Source organism: Pseudomonas sp. 21615526, from assembly GCF_013386245.1.
Classification (GTDB): Bacteria; Pseudomonadota; Gammaproteobacteria; order Pseudomonadales; family Pseudomonadaceae; genus Aquipseudomonas.
Genome location: NZ_JACAOM010000030.1, coordinates 1 through 16,489 on the forward strand (window position 1 = coordinate 1; position 16,489 = coordinate 16,489).

General features: G+C 62.2%; 12 protein-coding genes. 5 read left to right on the forward strand and 7 right to left on the reverse strand.

The genetic code is table 11. The features are described 5' to 3' along the window. A partial coding sequence (locus tag HX786_RS10985; RefSeq protein WP_178912047.1) for a MipA/OmpV family protein occupies positions 1-275 on the forward strand: 275 nt, incomplete at its 5' end. A 173-nt stretch (positions 276-448) separates the two neighbouring features. On the opposite strand, the gene HX786_RS10990 is transcribed toward HX786_RS10985, so the two are convergent. Both HX786_RS10990 and HX786_RS10995 read right to left on the reverse strand, forming a co-directional pair. Then, on the reverse strand, positions 449-1,102 hold the full coding sequence (locus HX786_RS10990; protein ID WP_003216466.1) for a DsbA family oxidoreductase: 654 nt from the start codon (positions 1,100-1,102) through the stop codon (positions 449-451). Between the two features lie 62 nt (positions 1,103-1,164). After that, complete coding sequence (locus tag HX786_RS10995; protein WP_032899419.1) at positions 1,165-2,184, reverse strand: alpha/beta fold hydrolase; 1,020 nt, start codon at positions 2,182-2,184, stop codon at positions 1,165-1,167. A 203-nt stretch (positions 2,185-2,387) separates the two neighbouring features. Here HX786_RS10995 and HX786_RS11000 point away from each other — a divergent pair, with 203 nt between their 5' ends. Both HX786_RS11000 and metR read left to right on the forward strand, forming a co-directional pair. Further along, positions 2,388-7,964 (forward strand): dermonecrotic toxin domain-containing protein, encoded by a 5,577-nt coding sequence (locus HX786_RS11000; RefSeq protein ID WP_178912048.1) that lies wholly within the window; start codon positions 2,388-2,390, stop codon positions 7,962-7,964. A 96-nt stretch (positions 7,965-8,060) separates the two neighbouring features. Further along, positions 8,061-8,978, forward strand: a complete 918-nt coding sequence (metR, locus tag HX786_RS11005; protein WP_003216460.1) for a transcriptional regulator MetR — start codon at positions 8,061-8,063, stop codon at positions 8,976-8,978. A gap of 113 nt (positions 8,979-9,091) precedes the next feature. On the opposite strand, the gene HX786_RS11010 is transcribed toward metR, so the two are convergent. From HX786_RS11010 to HX786_RS11030, 5 genes are all read right to left on the reverse strand, one after another. Further along, positions 9,092-9,502, reverse strand: a complete 411-nt coding sequence (locus HX786_RS11010) for an NUDIX domain-containing protein (RefSeq protein ID WP_178912049.1) — start codon at positions 9,500-9,502, stop codon at positions 9,092-9,094. 48 nt (positions 9,503-9,550) lie between these two features. Next, positions 9,551-10,897: an HD domain-containing phosphohydrolase gene (locus HX786_RS11015; RefSeq protein ID WP_023659212.1), complete on the reverse strand. Its 1,347-nt coding sequence runs from the start codon at positions 10,895-10,897 to the stop codon at positions 9,551-9,553. Positions 10,898-11,079: 182 nt separating this feature from the next. Beyond that, positions 11,080-11,352, reverse strand: coding sequence for a type B 50S ribosomal protein L31 (locus tag HX786_RS11020; protein WP_178912050.1), 273 nt, complete (start codon positions 11,350-11,352; stop codon positions 11,080-11,082). Positions 11,353-11,452: 100 nt separating this feature from the next. Beyond that, positions 11,453-12,778: an APC family permease gene (locus tag HX786_RS11025; RefSeq protein WP_178912051.1), complete on the reverse strand. Its 1,326-nt coding sequence runs from the start codon at positions 12,776-12,778 to the stop codon at positions 11,453-11,455. A gap of 228 nt (positions 12,779-13,006) precedes the next feature. Continuing rightward, the gene (locus HX786_RS11030; RefSeq protein WP_178912052.1) at positions 13,007-13,828 is read right to left on the reverse strand and encodes a carbon-nitrogen hydrolase family protein; all 822 of its coding nucleotides are present in this window, start codon (positions 13,826-13,828) and stop codon (positions 13,007-13,009) included. A 93-nt stretch (positions 13,829-13,921) separates the two neighbouring features. On the opposite strand from HX786_RS11030, the gene HX786_RS11035 reads away from it, so the two are divergent. Next, positions 13,922-14,686, forward strand: a complete 765-nt coding sequence (locus HX786_RS11035) for a LuxR C-terminal-related transcriptional regulator (RefSeq protein ID WP_003216446.1) — start codon at positions 13,922-13,924, stop codon at positions 14,684-14,686. A 130-nt stretch (positions 14,687-14,816) separates the two neighbouring features. Beyond that, positions 14,817-16,436, forward strand: coding sequence for an FMN-binding glutamate synthase family protein (locus HX786_RS11040; protein WP_003216444.1), 1,620 nt, complete (start codon positions 14,817-14,819; stop codon positions 16,434-16,436). Positions 16,437-16,489 lie beyond the last annotated feature (53 nt).

Below are 16,489 nucleotides of genomic sequence, written 5' to 3' on the forward strand. Positions count from 1 at the left end.
ACTTTGCCGATGCCCGCCAGGCGCAGACGTTTTTCGGGGTGGATGCCAATGAGGCTGCGGCCTCCGGGTTTCGGCCGTATAACGCCAGTGCCGGGTTTCAGAACCTGACGTTGACGCAGAGTTTTGAGTTTCCTTTGGATGCGAAGTGGTCGCTGTTGACCAGTGCCAGTTGGATACACCTGGTGGGGTCAGCGGCCAATAGCAGCATCGTCAAGGAGACCGGGGATGTGAATCAGGGGCAGGTGCAGACTGCCATCAGCTATAAGTTTGATTGAAGCAACAGCAAAATCAANNTGCTCGCGAAGGTCGTTAACGATGACTCGGGCATCCTGATTCAACGCGGCGCCCTCTGGTTCTTCGCGAGCAAGCCCGCTCCCACATAAAGCGGCTCTGCTTTTGCTTCTAACACTCAGGTCGGCTGCTTTTGATTTTTATCTGACAGCCCCATTCAGCCCTTGGCCTCACTGATAATCTGCCGAATCGCCCCGACAAACGCCTCAGCCGGCTGCCCACCACTCACCGCGTACTGATCGTTGAACACGATGGTAGGCACAGAAGTCACCCCGCGAGACACCCACAACTGCTCCTGCTCCCGCACCTCGGCGGCATATTCGTCCGAAGCCAGAATTTCCTCTGCCCGCACACGATCCAGCCCAACACCCTCGGCAATCCCCGCCAACGTCCCGTGATCAGACGGATCCTGCTGGTCAGTGAAATACGCCTTGAACAATGCTTCCTTGAGGTTGTACTGCAACCCCTCAAGCCCCGCCCAATGCAACAGACGATGCGCATCAAACGTGTTGTAGATACGACTCTGCCCGTCAGTACGAAACGCAAACCCCAACTCCGCACCCATATCACGAATCCGCGCCCGGTTAGCCTGGGACTGCTCAGCCGTGGAACCGTATTTTTCAGTGATGTGCTCGGTAATGTTCTGCCCTTCGGCAGCCATGTTGGGGTTCAGCTCAAACGGCTGGAAATGAATCTCGGCCTGCACCTCCGGACCCAGTTGGTCCAGGGCCTCGGTCAAGCCACGCAGGCCAATGATGCACCAGGGACACGACACGTCGCTGACGAAATCGATTTTCAGGGGAGTACTCATGACTAGGCAACCTCGCTGGCATTAAACGCCGGAAAGGTCCCACGATACACCCCGTCAAGCCCTTACAAAACCTTCGCAGGCACCACCGGGTCGATCTGCGCCCAATGCGCCGCATCCTGTCGATGCGCTTGCAAGTAGGGCAAGACCGCCGCCAGCAACGGCGCCTTGAACGCCTCCTGGAAGCGATGCGCCAGCCCCGGAATCAGCCGCAACTGGCTGCCCTGGATATGCGCCGCCAGGTGCACCCCATGCATCACCGGCAACAACGGATCGGCCGTGCCATGCACCACCAGCGTCGGCACCCGCAGTTGATTGAGCAACGGCACCCGGCTCGGTTCGGCAAGGATCGCCATGATCTGGCGCTTCACACCGTCAGGGTTGAACGCCCGGTCGTACGACTGCGCCGCCTGCTGCAACAGCACCTTGCGATCATCCTTCACATAAGGACTGCCCAGCGCCGCCAGCAGGTCGGCCTGTTGTTCCAGGGCCACTTCACGATTGGGCGCGCTGCGGCGCGACAACAGTTGCACCAGCGCCGCACTCGGTGCCGGCAGGCCTTCGGCGCCGGAGCTGGTCATGATCAGCGTGAGGCTTTCCACCCGTTGCGGCGCCATGGCCGCCAGGTGCTGGGCGATCATGCCGCCCATGCTCGCGCCCAGCACGTGGAACTGCTGAATGTGCAAGCCGTCCATCAAGCCCAGTGCGTCATCCGCCATGTCGGTCAGGGTGTAGGGCGCCGCCACCGGCAGACCGAGCTTGTAGCGCAGCACTTCAAAGGTCAGGTTGGCGCTGGCCGGTGCCTGGCGCCAGGTGGACAGCCCCACATCACGGTTGTCATAACGAATCACCCGAAAGCCCTGCTCACACAGGGCCACCACCACTTCGTCCGGCCAGTGGATCAACTGCCCGCCCAGGCCCATCACCAGCAGCAAGGCCGGGTCGGAGGCACGACCAATGCTCTGGTAGGCCAGGCTCACCTGTTCCAGATCAACCCGTTCAGTCGGGACATTCACATCACATCGAGAAGCCGCAAAGGACGGCAGGCCGAATAACAGAGCGGCCATGAAAAACAACACGCGCATGAAAAACACCGAAACGCAGAACCCCAGTAGAGCGCGAGTCTGATGAACTTTGTACAAGCGCGCTGCCACAGTTCAGTGACAGTTTGATGAAGGGCGCCCAACGGTCATCCGCATATCTATCTATCACCTCACGCCCTGGCCCCGCCTCTTTAATGGTGCATTCACCGGCAAGCCCGGTCTCACCAGAGCATGAACACACCATCATGAGTGACCTCACCCTACTTCCCCCGTCTGCCACCCTGAGCGACTTCGCCTCACCGTCGCTTCCAGGCCAGGCCCGCCTCCAGGACCAGAGCCTGTCCCTGCAAGCCTCAGCGCGCTGGCGCGAAAGCCAACAGGAGCTGCATCAACTGATTGCCCAGGCACCCGGCGTGCGCGACTCCATCGAACAACTGCTCACAGAGCATTGGCAACTGGGCGCCGCACCGGTCGGCCTGGGTTTTCTCAAGACCGAAGATCACGACGAGCACTTCGTCAGCCTGGCGGATGCCTGGGGATTTATCTGCCAGTTTCCAGACATCTCCCCCACACTGGATGCCCGCAGCACCGTGGTCGGCCTGGCGTCCCACCGCCTGTCAGCCCTCACGCCCGTGCAATTGCTCAAGCGGCTCCAGGCACTGGGCCTGGGGAAACTGCTCAGCGCCCGCTGGGAAAACTATTGGAGTACCCGGGCGCCGGGTACGCCGTTGTCCCGTCGCGAGCGGGCGGCACAACTGTACTGCCAGCATTTCGAGGCCTGCGGGCAATCGGCCTATGCCCAGGGAAGGCTGGGTGCCCAACAACTGATCTCGTTGCAGACAGTGCTCAACCCGGTCACCACCCCCAATGGCGTACGCCCCGTCGAGACCTGCCAGCTGGCGTTGCTGCTGCCCGACCAGAGCAAGGTCAAATTGGCTGGCGCCTGGGTCATCTCCGTGGGCCAGGAGCCGCTGTTGACACAAACCCTGTACCTGCCCTGCCGGCAACCCGGCGTGATGGTCTTCAGCCAACGCCGCGACATGGAGCAGTGGCTGGTCGCAGCGCATCAGCAACTGATCCCGCCGGACGTCGCGGCTGACGCTGTCACCGTCGAATACAGCTCGCGCACCGAACCCCTGGAGCACGGCATTCTGGACCTGCTGTCGCACCTGCACGCGGCTCAGCTGGAAAGCCTGCGCAACCGTCATCGCAATGGCAGTGACCTGGCCCGTTACGCCAGCCATGCCCTGGATGATGCCGACCGCCTGGACAGCCAGCGCCGGGAAATCCCGATGCTTATCGCACCGCATCAACCGGCAGATACGCCCGGCCCGGACGCTGACGACCTGCCTCCTGCCCTGCCCTTCGGCCACCTCAGCGCCGACATTGCCCTGGGCCAACGTTGGGCCGCGATCAGGCTGCAACGCAGCGCACTGGAGCGCTTCCTGGGCGATGGCCCTGAGCAAACCGCCCGGCTGGCGCAGTTGAAGGGTTTGATGCAAGCGCTGAAAGACGCAGAGCAGGCCGGCAATGATGCCGCCAGCGGCCTGCTGGCAAAAAAAGCCGCCTTCGATCAACTTGAGCTGCGGCAAAAACCCAATTCGGACTATGACGCGCTCTACCAGGCGCGGCTCGCCGCCCTGCGCGCCGAGGGCGCCATCCAGCATGCGCTCCAGCAGATCAGCGATGAAGAACACGGCCTGCTCCTGGCCGTCACGGAACACCCCGCGGCCCCGGAACGCCGCCCGGCTGTCGCGGTGACCCGCCTGATCCTCTCCAGCCGTGACCCAAGGGAAGGTTCCGAGGAGCTGACAGGCCTGTTGCTCATCACCCAGACCAGCGCGCTGACCTCTTCGGCGCCCCACAGCCTGTTGCTGTACTGGCCCGGCAATGCAGGCGGCCTGCAGCGTTTCGAATCCCGCCAAGCCCTGGAACACTTGCTGTTCAAGCTGTCGAGCGAAGCGCAGGACGTCACCCTGCAATTGTCGCTGCTCACCGGCGACCCGATTGAATACTCGTTGCAACAGCAGCTGTACGCCAGCGAACAACAGGCGTATGCGCTGATCTCCCTCTTCCCGGTGCCTCCGTTCGGCCAGGAGCGAACCGAAGGCCTGGACAAACTCAAAGAGCAAACCCTGTTTACCCTGCAAACCCCGGTGTGTCCGGCGCGGGAACTGGCGTATGGACAACTGCTCGAGCAACAACGCAGCAGCACCATGGCCGGGGCACTGCCTGGGGAGTTGAGCCAGTTGCCGGCAGATGAACGCCTGGCGCTCAAGCACCTGATACACGCGCAGATCAGCGCCCTGCATCGCTCGCAGCGACTGCTCGAGCGCGAGCTGGAACCCTTCGACGACTTCGGCCAGCGCCGCCTGGACCAACGCCTGCGCGAAGACTTCCAGCTTGAACACACCTGGTCGGTGCAACTGGACCTGCCCGATACGGTCAGCCAGGAGCGCGAATACCTGTCCGAATACGCGGGCCCGGGTACACCGTTCAAGTATGTGACGGTGCCCAGTACCCGCCGCAGCACCCTGTCATTGTTGCAACTGGCCCAGCAAAACATCGACCCGACGCTGGCCCAGCGCCTGACCTACATGAAGCTCGATGTCTCCGGCCCCAATGCCCCTGAAACCACCCGGCTGACCACCGGCCTGTCCCTGGAATACCTGAAGACCCTGGTCAAGGAGCTGGACCTCGCCGGAGCCTACGAAAGCTTGATCACCCGCACCTTCCTCGGTGATCCCGCGGCGGCGCCTTTCACCACGCAGCACCGTCGCGAATGCCTGACCGAGCCGCTGCGCCTGATGCTCATGCTGCTAGGCAAACGCGCCCGGGCCCTGGGGCGATTCGACGACAACGATCTGCGGCTGCTGAACATCGCCATCGACGCCGACAACGCGGATGCCTGGCAGGTGGAAGACAAGAAAATCGTGCTGTTGCCGGCCACGCTGAGTGCGGGCGGTGAAGATACCGACTTCGGTCCGACCACCCTGTCAGGGGTCACGTTTATTCAGGAACAAGTCTCCGGCCTGACCCTGCTGTACCTGCCGAACAGCCCGGACAACCAGGACCTGCGGCGCTACGCGAGCCTGGAACTGGCCCGCAAGGCGCTCTACGACCTCAGCCTGGTCAGCGGCATGAGCGCCTACCTGGCCGGCCTGGCCATCAAGGGCGACACCGCCGCCCACCTCGCCCGGATCGCTCAGGCCCAGCAACGGAATTTTGATCCGGTCTTTGCCGTCGGAACCCCGTGGCCGGCCACCACATCGCTGGCCACTCATTTGCTGAACGCCCATATGGGCCGCGTCATAGAAGCGCACCGCGCGACCTCGCGCTCCAACGCGGCCTTGTTGCTGGAGCAGAATGCGCTGCGCGCCGGGCTGATCTTCAACTACCTGAAAATCGCCCTGGGGCTGGTGCCTTTCGTCGGTTCGGTCGTCGCGTTGTATGACGCCTGGTCCAGTGCCAACCTGGCCACTGCTGCGTTCCTGCGCGGGAACGTCGGCCATGGCCTGGCCGAGGTCGAGGCGGTGCTGTTGTCGCTGATCGACTGCGCCATGGACATTCTGCCGGGCAGCCTAGCCCTGCCGGTCAACGCCCGCGCCGCCACGCGCCAGCGTCAATTGCGCCATCTGGCCAGCAGCGCCGCCAGCCTGCACCTTCCCTCGGTCACCCAGGCTCGGCGGGCGGCACAGCGTTTCGCCGGTTATGAATATGAAGGAGTGATCTCGCTGGCCGGGCTGCAACCGCAGACCCACGGTTTTTATCGCAATGTGTACCGGCATACCGAAGGCGACTTCATCGTGCGGCGCGGGCGCATCTATCAGGTTGAGCTGGCCGGCGATCCCCTGGACTGGCGCCTGAGCCCGACCCGCAGCAAAACCTACAAGCAGCCGATTGCCCTGGATGAAAACGGCGAATGGGACACTCACTACGGCGTCTACGGCAGCGCATTCAAGGGCGGCCTGGCGGGTGGCGGCAGCGTGCTCGGGCATATGGCCGAAGTGCTTGATCCGATCTGGCCCCAGCCGATCCGTGATTACTTGCCACGCTGGTGGACCGACCGCGCTCTGCGCCGCCAACAGGCGCTGGCCAACAGTATCAACAGCCGCGAAGACCTGATTGCGCTCTCCATTAACCGAACCGAAGAACTGATGGCCCGCACCGACAGCGCAGGCCCGGCGATCCGCAGATCCTTCGAGCAGGACATCGAACTGTACAGCCGCCAGTATCAGGAACTGACGGAGTTCGTGCCCTTTACCAGCGGCAACCGCCAGCGCGCGATCAGAGAGGACATGAGCCGCAATGCGGCGCGCCTGACCCTGACCACCCTGAACCGGGCGCGCTATCACTTCAAGCAGATCGAGGCACGGATCCTGGAGCTTGGAACCCATAACATGACCGCTATCTCCCCCGAGGTTTTCGACACCTTGGCAATCGTTCCCGCCATGCTGGAGATCCTGCGGCAGCGCAAAAGGATCAGCAGCGAGATTCTGCGTGACCTGGACCGGATCGATGCCGACTTTTCCCAGTTCAACCGCTGGTTCGATCAGGTTACCGATGCCGCCCACCGTACCCGGCTAAGCCCGATGCTGGAGCAATTCCTACGTACGCTCAATGACAGCTACCGCACGCACCTGAAATTCTTACACCGCTTCGATACCCTTGAGACTTACCCCGAAGTTGCCGAGCTGTCTTGGTTCTACTTGCGGGCCCAGGCCCGGGACAGCTACGCCAAAGTCAACCGGGCATGGGCTTCGCATTTTGAACTGCCCAACGCCAGCGCCAACATCACACAGCGGCGCAAGGTGCTGGAAGACTGCATACAGGCCTATGAACAATTCCGGCTGACCATCCGCACCTGGAACCTCGGTTACCCGCAGCATTTCGACCAGGCGCAACTCAGTGCGTTTTTCGTCGACATTGACCAGATGATCGAACTCGCCCGCCGGGCCATCAAGGAGTCGCCGGCAAGCCGCCCACCGGCCGGGCAACCTGTACGGCGGGTATTCGACACCGAGGACAATATTTCCCTGGTGGGCACCGAGAGCATCGACCCACAAACCCAAGCCACCACTTACCAGGTTGAGAGCGCCAGCGGGCGCGTCGAGACCTGGGTGAAGGGCCCCGGCGGCAAGTCCCGGCTCAAGGACAATGCCGCCTCGGAACCCGCGCCGCCGGAGTCCAACGTCAAGCCGTTCGTGGTGAGCGAAGCCAGGGCTCGCCTGGACAACGTCGCGCTGTACGAAAGCCGCGCCACCGCCTACACCGAGCAAAAAATGCTGCCGGTGGACCTGGAGCACCTGCTGGTCAGTGAAGCGGCCGAGTTGAACCTGCGGGCCAATCGCCTGGAACGCCTGGACCCTACCGAGGACCTCGTGCGCCAACTGCGGGCCAAGGCCATGGAGCTGACCATCAAGGGCCGCAACCTGCGAATCCGCCAGACCCTCGCCAGCAAAACCCCCACCGAAGGCTATCTGGACTACCTTCGCGAACAACGGGTGGTGGAGATTCGCAAGGGCGAACCGGCCCGCAACCTCAATGAAGGCAAGAAGGGACGAGCGGATTACCTTCAGGAATACGTGGTTGAGGACCTGACACAAACGCCGCCCGCCACCCTGTGGTATGCGCACTTTCATTACGACAAGGCCGGGGCGCAGTTCGACGAGTTCATCAAGGCCCACTTGAAGATTCCCGAGCAGCGCAACCTGGGCCTGCAATGGCAAGTCGCCCAGGCGCAAGCCGGGGCCGCGGTGGACCCTATCTGGCGCGGCAATATCGGGCGAGCGCTGGCCACCCGGCACTTTGCCGGGGTGTGAGGCGGCGGGACTTGAGCACGACGGTCGACAGGCCTATCAACATGAGACAAACTCAACCGATCCGAATTTGTCACAAGTTATATTCATGGAGACCCCGTGCTCGAAATCCGCCATCTCAAGACCCTGCACGCCTTGCGCGAAGCCGACAGCCTGGTGGAGGCCGCTGAGCGCCTGCACCTGACGCAATCAGCACTCTCCCACCAGTTCAAGGAACTGGAAGAGCGCATGGGCATGCAGTTATTCGTGCGCAAGACCAAGCCGCTGCGCTTCACCAGCGCCGGCCTGCGCCTGCTGCAACTGGCGGACGCCACCCTGCCCTTGCTGCGCGGTGCCGAACGCGACATCGCGCGCCTGGCCGGCGGCACGGCCGGGCGTTTGCACATGGCCATCGAGTGCCACAGTTGCTTCCAGTGGTTGATGCCGACCATCGACCAGTTCCGCGATGCCTGGCCGGAAGTCGAGCTGGACCTGGCCTCCGGCTTCGCCTTCGCGCCGCTGCCGGCCCTGGCCCGTGGCGACCTGGACCTGGTGGTGACCTCGGACCCGCTGGAGCTGCCGGGCATCACCTATGTACCGCTGTTCACCTACGAAGCCATGCTCGCCGTGGCCAACCAGCACCCGCTGGCGAACAAGCCGTACATCGTGCCCGAAGACCTGATCAGCGAAACCCTGATCACCTACCCGGTGGAGCGGGATCGTCTGGACATCTTCACCCGCTTCCTGGAACCGGCGGATGTAGAACCGGCCCAGGTGCGCACCTCGGAACTGACGGTGATGATGATGCAGTTGGTGGCCAGCGGTCGCGGCGTGTGCGGCATGCCCCATTGGGCGCTGCATGAATACAGCTCCCGGGGGTATGTGAAGGCCAAGCGGCTGGGGGAGAAAGGTTTGTTTGCCACGCTGTACGCCGGGATTCGCGCCGACATGCTGGACGCGCCGTACATGCGTGATTTTCTGCTGACGGCCAAGGACACCTCGTTTTCGACCCTGGACGGCGTCAGCGCCGTTCGCTGACCTGTAGCGGATACCTGTGGCGAGGGAGTTTGCTCCCGCTGGGCTGCGCAGCAGACCCAAAAATCCTGGGGCCGCTTCGCGCCCCAGCGGGAGCAAGCTCCCTCGCCACAAGATCAGGCAGGGATCAGAGAGGCGCGATAGAACGGCAGAATCAAATCCCGAGTCAGCGGCGCAAGCTGCAAACCGCCGTCACCGGCCGGGTCGATCCAGCGCACCTCTTCAATCTCGGCAGCCGGCATCACCGCCACGTCGATGTGCACCTGGAACAATTCGGCCTGCACCACGAACCCCGGCTCATTCGCCGCCGGCGCCGAGAACTGCCCAAGGTACACAGCCGCCGCCGGATCAACTCGCAGGCCCAGTTCTTCGTGCAGCTCACGGGCCAAAGCCTCTGCGGGTTGCTCGCCGGCATCGATCTTGCCGCCCGGCTGCATGAAGGCCTGGGTGCCGCGCTTGCGTACCAGCAGGGTCTGGCCGTCGCTGCCGATCAGCAGGGCGGCGGCGATGCGAATGGTGGAGGTCATGAAAAGGTCGCCTTGAATACAAAGGCGCAAGGATCCCATGAACCGGTCTCACCCCGAAAGCAGTGCCTCATCCGGCTCCTTGATGAACACGCTGTACTTCGCCCCTTCCATGGCCTCGAACGCAATCAGCTTGTCCACCAGCGGCAGGTTCAACACCTTGCCGGCGTTGAGCAGCAGCATGCCGTTGTCGGCGTTGAGGTTGCGCGCCAGCACCATGCCTTCGGCCAGTTCGCGGGTGGTCAGGACCTTCACCGACGGGTCGCCCAGGGTCACGTCACTGAGGAACGCGGCGCAGGCCTGGATGAAGTCCTCGACCATGTCCGGGTCGTAAAGGCGCCCGGCGTATTTGCGGATGTAGAGCAGCGCTTCGTCGCTGTTCATCTGCCGTTCGAGGATCAAGCCGCGTTGCAGTTCGATGAAGTCCACCGCCAGTTTCAACAGGCGCGAACCTACAGGTATTGCTTCGCCCTTGAGGTGGTCGGGAAAGCCGCTGCCGTCCCAGCGTTCCTGGTGATGGCGGATCAAGCGTGCCGCGTCTTTCATCGGTTCCAGGGTCATCAGCAACGATTCGCTCTGGGCCGGATACGCCCGGTACCGCTCACGGTAGGTGCTGTGCAGCAGGTCGCTGGGAGAGACCATCATGTTGTCGCTCCAACTCAACTTGCCGATGTTGTAGAGCGCGGCGGCCATGGTCAGGTCGCGATTGCTGGCCTCATCCAGGCCGCGGCCGTGGCACCAGGTGCGCACCAGCTCGATGATCTGCCGGTTGGTTTGCTTGGCTCGGGGCAAGCGCAGGTTGGCCAGCAGCGAGAACACTTCGGTGCCGGTGGCGTAGCTGTGTTTGAGTTCTTCGTAGGCCAGGTCGAGCATGTCGGCGGTTTGCTGCAGCTCGCTGGTGCGTGAGGCCACGCGTTTTTCCAGGCTGGCGTTGAGTTGCTTGAGTTCGTCGTTCTGCTGGCGGGTCAATTGCTCCAGGCGCAGGCGCTCACGCTCGGAGTGTTGATGGGCCAGGGATTGCCGCAACGCCAGCAGCAGTTCTTCGTCTTTCCAGGGTTTGCTCAGGTAGCGGTAGATCTGCCCTTCGTTGATGGCCTTGATGATCAGCGTCAGGTCGGTTTCACCGGTCAGCAGGATGCGCACGGTGTGCGGGTAATCATGGTGGATCTGCGCAAGCAGGGTGGCGCCGTCCATGTCCGGCAGGCGCGCGGCACTCATCACCAGGTCGACGGGTTGCTGCGCCAGAATCGCCAGCGCGTGAGCGGCGTCGGTGGCGCTGCATAATTCAAAGGGTTCCAGGCGCAGCAACTGCGTCAGGCGGTCCAGCACGTCCGGGTGTGCGTCAATCAACAGCACCACCGGACGGTCGGGATTTGCGAAGGTCACTGACTCTCCCATGGGGCACCTCGTATAGCGTCGATGTGCGTATCCTACGGTCAAGGTAACAGCCTCCTGGCCATTACCCAGCAGTTTAGTCGGTTTTTCTTTGCAGTGATGGCCTTGCGATATCACTTCGTCAGATAGGCATAAAAAAGGGCCACTTCATTGAATGAAGCAGCCCTGAGGTAACGCGCGGTGCATCACGCCTCGGCGGTTTTACCGGCCGAACCAAACGACGCAAATCGCTTGTTGAAGCCGGCGATGCGGCCTTCGGACTGGGTCTTGCGCTGTTGGCCGGTGTACACCGGGTGCGAGGCACTGGACACGTCCAGGAGTACGTAGGGGTAGGTTTTGCCGTCGCTGTGTTGTTGCGTACGGTCGGTTTCCACGGTGGAACCGATCAGGAAGAAAACGTCGGCGGCGGTGTCATGGAACAACACGGTGCGGTAGTCGGGGTGGATACCAGGTTTCATAAGGCCTCCGGGGCGTCTGGGTGAACATCAAGTGTTATACAGTAACACAAATGATGCACCCAAACGAGAACCGATTGCAATAAGAATAGACCCCAAGCTTCTATGCGGCTTCCTGGAAGTCCATTTCCGGGGGCTGCCGGGAGAAGCCCCGCGTCAGGAAAACCAGGTACAGCAGGCCAATCGCCAACCAGCTCAGGCCCAGGTAAATCGCCAGGTGATCAAGGCTGACCATCAACCACAAATCCGCCACCAGGCCGATGGTCGGGAACACCAGGAACAGCACCAACTCCCGCAAACCGCGCTGCTTGGCACCGATCCAGTAGTGGAAGATCACCGACAGGTTCACCAGGCTGAAAGCCAGGAACGCACCGAAGTTGATGAACGAGGTGGAGGTGGTGACGTCCAGTCTCAACGCCAGTAACGCAACCACCGCGCACAGCAGGATGCTGTTGACCGGCGTACCGAAGCGCGCGTGCAAGGTACCGAAGAACGACTTGGGCAACACCCCGTCGCGCCCCATCGCAAACAGCAACCGCGAACCACTGGCCTGCGCTGACAGCCCCGAGGCGAACTGGCCGACGATCAGGCCGATCAGGAAGATCGACACAAACAGGTCGCCGCCAATGTTGCGGGCAATCTCGTAGGCGGCAGAATCCACGTCGGTGAACTCGAACGATGGGTGGGCGATCTGCACGAAGTACGACACACCGACGAAGATCAGCCCGCCGATCAGGGTGATCAGCATGATCGCCCGGGGAATCGTGCGGCGCGGGTCGCGGGTTTCTTCGGTCAGGGTGCTGACCGCGTCAAAGCCCAGGAACGAATAGCAGGCGATCGCCGCACCGCTCATGATCAACGGCATTTGCATCTGGCCGTTGAAGAACGGGGTGATGGTCCACAGCGGCTTGCGCGCATCACCGCCGATGTAGTGGATGCACAGCGCGACGAAGGCGACCAGCACCAGGAACTGCACCAGCATCAGCAAGGCGTTGATGCCGTTGGCGAGTTTCAGGCCGATGATGTTGATCACACTGGTGACCCCGATAAACGCCAGTACCCAGACCCATTGCGGCACGGCCGGGAAGGCCGAATGCAGGTAGGCCGCGCCGATCAGCCAGATGGCCATGGGCAGGAACAGGTAGTCGAGCAACACCGCCCAACCGGCGATAAACCCAAGCTTGGGGCTGATGGCCTTGCGCACATAGCTGTAGGCAGACCCGGCCACCGGGAACGCCGAGGCCATGCGGCCGTAGCTCATGGCGGTGAAGAACATCGCCACCAGGGCGGCCAGGTAAGCGGCCGGGACCATGCCGGCGGTGGATTGCGCCAGGATGCCGAAGGTGCCCAGGACAATGATCGGTGTCATATAGGCGATGCCAAACAGCACCACCGACCCTAACGACAGGGTGCGTTGCAAACGAGCCATGAGCGATTCTCCGCGCAATTATTAGATTTATGGCAGAACTGAAGTCGGTGCAGCGAACGCAATAATTTTTATGGTTGAAGCAGCTTTTTGGTGAAATGCAGCTTCTGTGGCGAGGGGGCTTGTCCCCCGTTGGGCTGCGAAGCGGCCCCAGAAAAAGCGGGAGCGCTTCGCACTCCAACGGGGGACAAGCCCCCTCGCCACAACAGCATCCTTGCCACGAGACCCGTGTCAGGGTTTGGGGATCAACAATTCCCGCGTCCCGTCCTCGCGCTCAATCACCTCCCCCGGCAATTTCAAGCGCTGGTCATCCAGGTAGCGATAGTCCTGTCGCGCCGCCGCCAGTTGCTCCAGGTCCAGTTCAACGCTGAACTGCCCTTCCCCGCGCCCGGCTTCAAACAGCAAGCTGCCGAACGGGTCGACCAGCGCACTGCCACCGGCGAACATCAGGCCGTCATCGCCCTCTTCCACTCGGTTGACCATCAGCGCGAACGCCTGGTTTTCCTGGGCGCGGGCCATGATCGCGGTGCGGTGGGTGGGGCCGTACGGGTCCATGTTGCCGTTGGTGACGATCAACACTTCAGCGCCCAACTGCGCCAGGGCCCGGGCGGTTTCCGGGAATTCGATGTCGTAACAGATCAACAGGCCAACTCGCACGCCGTTCCACACGCAGGTGGCGTAGCGGTCACCCGGGGTGAAGACGCCGCGGTCCGAGGCCCACAGGTGGGTCTTGCGATAGCGCAGGGCGATGCCGTCCGGGGTGATCATCAAGGTGGTGTTATAGAATTGGCCCGCGTCGCTCTCGGCCATGCCGATCACCACGGCGATATTGCGCGCACGGGCGGCCTGGATAATCGCCTGCACGGTCGGGCCGTCCACCGGCTCGGCCACCTCGGCCACGGTGCCGGCAGTCGGGAAGCCCATCAGGTGGGTTTCCGGGAATACGACCAATTGGGTATCCGCCGCACACGCAGCAATTGCCGCCAACGCGCGCTCAAGGTTGTAAGCTGTGCCGTTATCGCGGCCTGCCAGCTGGGCAAATTCGACCTTCATGGTTATTCCTTGTTCTTTATCTGTGGCGCAGTATGCGCAGCCGCGAACACTCGGGAAATCACGCAGCCGGGTTAACCCTATGGGGGTAGATGCATGACATTGTCGCTGGAAGACATCGCCTGGCACCGTTCGGTGGGGCAGATGATAGACGCCCTGGACCAGCCGAATTTCTGGACGCAGCTGGTCCGGTTGCTGGACCAATATGTGCCGTTCGACAGTTGGGTGGTGTTGCTGTTCAGCAGCGAGCACAAACCCCTGGTGTTCGCCGAATGCCCCGGCCAGGACGGCGAACCCGACCATCTGTTCCAGGATTACCTCAACGGTTTATACCTGCTCGATCCCTTCTACATCGCCAGCCGCGAACACTCGCGCACCGGACTGTTTCGCCTGGCCGAAGTGGCCCCGGAGCATTTCGAGCTGACCGAGTATTACCAGCGCTACTTCCGGTTGAACGTGGTGGCCGATGAAATCCAGTTCAACTGCCAGCAACCGGACGGGCGAACCCTGTGCCTGTCCCTGGGCTCCAAACAGCGCTTTGACCCACAGCAGATTGCCCTGCTGTCGCTGATTCAACCGTGGGTACTGGGCTTGCTGCGCCAGCGCCTGCCCCATGAACTCAACCAGGTGAGCGCTCCGGAGCAGCCGATCCACAACGATGGCTGGGGCGCGCAACTCACCGCGCGGGAGCTGGATGTGGGCCGTTTGATGCTCAGTGGTTGCTCCAGCAAGGAAATCGCTCGTAAGCTGGAAATCTCTGTTGAAACCGTGAAAGTCCATAAGAAACACATGTACAGCAAGCTAGGGATCAAATCCCAGTCGGAGCTGTTCTCGATTTTTCTGCAGGCGCAAAACGCCTGATCGAGCCCTGTAGGAGCGAGCTTGCTCGCGAAAAACGTCAATGCACCGCGGTCATCCAGACAACCGCGCTATCGTTAACGACCTTCGCGAGCAAGCTCGCTCCTACAGGATAAAAACTAAGGAACCCTGTATGAGCCTGTCCTTGTTAAGCCGTTACGCGTTCTTTGCCGTCTGCGTCATTTTCACCCTCGCCAGCATGCCGTTTATCGAACACGAATGGCTGTGGCCGATCGCCGTGGTCACCGGCATCCTTAGCCTGATCGGCATTTTCGACCTGCTGCAAAGCCCCCACGCGGTGCGCCGCAACTACCCGATCCTGGGCAATATCCGTTACCTGGTGGAAGGCATCCGTCCGGAAATCCGCCAGTACCTGCTGGAATCCGACAGCGACGCCCTGCCCTTTTCCCGGGCCCAGCGCTCGCTGGTCTACTCCCGCGCCAAGAATGAAAGTGCCGACAAACCCTTCGGCACGCTGATCGACGTGTACCAGTCGGGCTTTGAGTTTATCGGCCACTCCATGCGCCCCGCGCCGCTGAGCGACCCCAGCGCGTTTCGCGTGATCGTCGGCGGCCCGCAATGCAAGCAGCCCTACTCGGCCTCGGTGTTCAACATCTCGGCCATGAGCTTCGGTTCGCTGAGCGCCAACGCGATTCGCGCGCTCAACCAGGGGGCCAAGCTCGGCAACTTCGCCCATGACACCGGTGAAGGCAGCATCAGCCCCTATCACCGGGAAAACGGCGGCGACCTGACCTGGGAGCTCGGCAGCGGCTACTTCGGCTGCCGCACCAGCGCCGGCCTTTTCGACCCGGAACGCTTCGCCGTGCAGGCGCAGAACCCGCAAGTGCGGATGATCGAAATCAAGATGAGCCAGGGCGCCAAACCGGGCCACGGCGGGATCCTGCCCAAGCACAAGGTCACCCAGGAAATCGCCGACACCCGCGGCATCATGATGGGCGAGGACTGCATCTCGCCGTCGCGCCACAGCGCGTTTTCCACTCCCATCGAAATGATGCACTTCATCGCCCAGCTGCGTGAACTGTCGGGCGGCAAACCGGTGGGCTTCAAGTTCTGCCTGGGCCACCCGTGGGAATTCATGGGCATCGCCAAGGCCATGCTCGAAACCGGCATCCTCCCGGACTTTATCGTGGTGGACGGCAAGGAAGGCGGCACCGGCGCCGCGCCGGTGGAGTTCACCGACCACATCGGCGTGCCGCTGCGTGAAGGCTTGCTGTTCGTGCACAACACCCTGGTGGGCTTGAACCTGCGGGACAAGATCAAGCTCGGCGCCAGCGGCAAGATCGTCAGCGCGTTCGACATCGCCAGCGTCCTGGCCATCGGTGCCGACTGGGCCAACTCGGCGCGGGGCTTCATGTTCGCCATCGGCTGTATCCAGTCGCAAAGCTGCCACACCAACAAATGCCCCACCGGGGTGGCCACCCAGGACCCGTTGCGCCAGCGCGCACTGGTGGTGCCGGACAAGGCCCAGCGCGTGTTCAACTTCCACCGCAACACGTTGAAGGCCCTGGCCGAAATGCTCGCTGCCGCCGGTCTCGACCACCCTTCGCAACTGTCGGCCAAGCACCTGGTGCGGCGCATGTCGGCCACCGAGATCAAGCTGTTCTCGCAGTTGCATGTGTTCCTGAAACCTGGCGAATTGCTCACCGGCGAAGTGAACGGCGAGTTTTATTCGCGCATGTGGCAGATGGCGCGGGCGGACAGTTTTGAGCCGAATGAAATCGCCGCGGCCTGAGCCCGCATTGAACAACCCCGCTGAACCGGACCACCGAACGGCATCGTTGAAAC

Coding starts and splice junctions, on each gene's coding strand:
- HX786_RS10990 (WP_003216466.1), bottom strand. CDS start 1,102: ATGAGTACTCCCCTGAAAATCGATTTCGTCAGCGACGTGTCGTGTCCC.
- HX786_RS10995 (WP_032899419.1), bottom strand. CDS start 2,184: ATGCGCGTGTTGTTTTTCATGGCCGCTCTGTTATTCGGCCTGCCGTCC.
- HX786_RS11000 (WP_178912048.1), top strand. CDS start 2,388: ATGAGTGACCTCACCCTACTTCCCCCGTCTGCCACCCTGAGCGACTTC.
- HX786_RS11010 (WP_178912049.1), bottom strand. CDS start 9,502: ATGACCTCCACCATTCGCATCGCCGCCGCCCTGCTGATCGGCAGCGAC.
- HX786_RS11015 (WP_023659212.1), bottom strand. CDS start 10,897: ATGGGAGAGTCAGTGACCTTCGCAAATCCCGACCGTCCGGTGGTGCTG.
- HX786_RS11020 (WP_178912050.1), bottom strand. CDS start 11,352: ATGAAACCTGGTATCCACCCCGACTACCGCACCGTGTTGTTCCATGAC.
- HX786_RS11025 (WP_178912051.1), bottom strand. CDS start 12,778: ATGGCTCGTTTGCAACGCACCCTGTCGTTAGGGTCGGTGGTGCTGTTT.
- HX786_RS11030 (WP_178912052.1), bottom strand. CDS start 13,828: ATGAAGGTCGAATTTGCCCAGCTGGCAGGCCGCGATAACGGCACAGCT.
- HX786_RS11035 (WP_003216446.1), top strand. CDS start 13,922: ATGACATTGTCGCTGGAAGACATCGCCTGGCACCGTTCGGTGGGGCAG.
- HX786_RS11040 (WP_003216444.1), top strand. CDS start 14,817: ATGAGCCTGTCCTTGTTAAGCCGTTACGCGTTCTTTGCCGTCTGCGTC.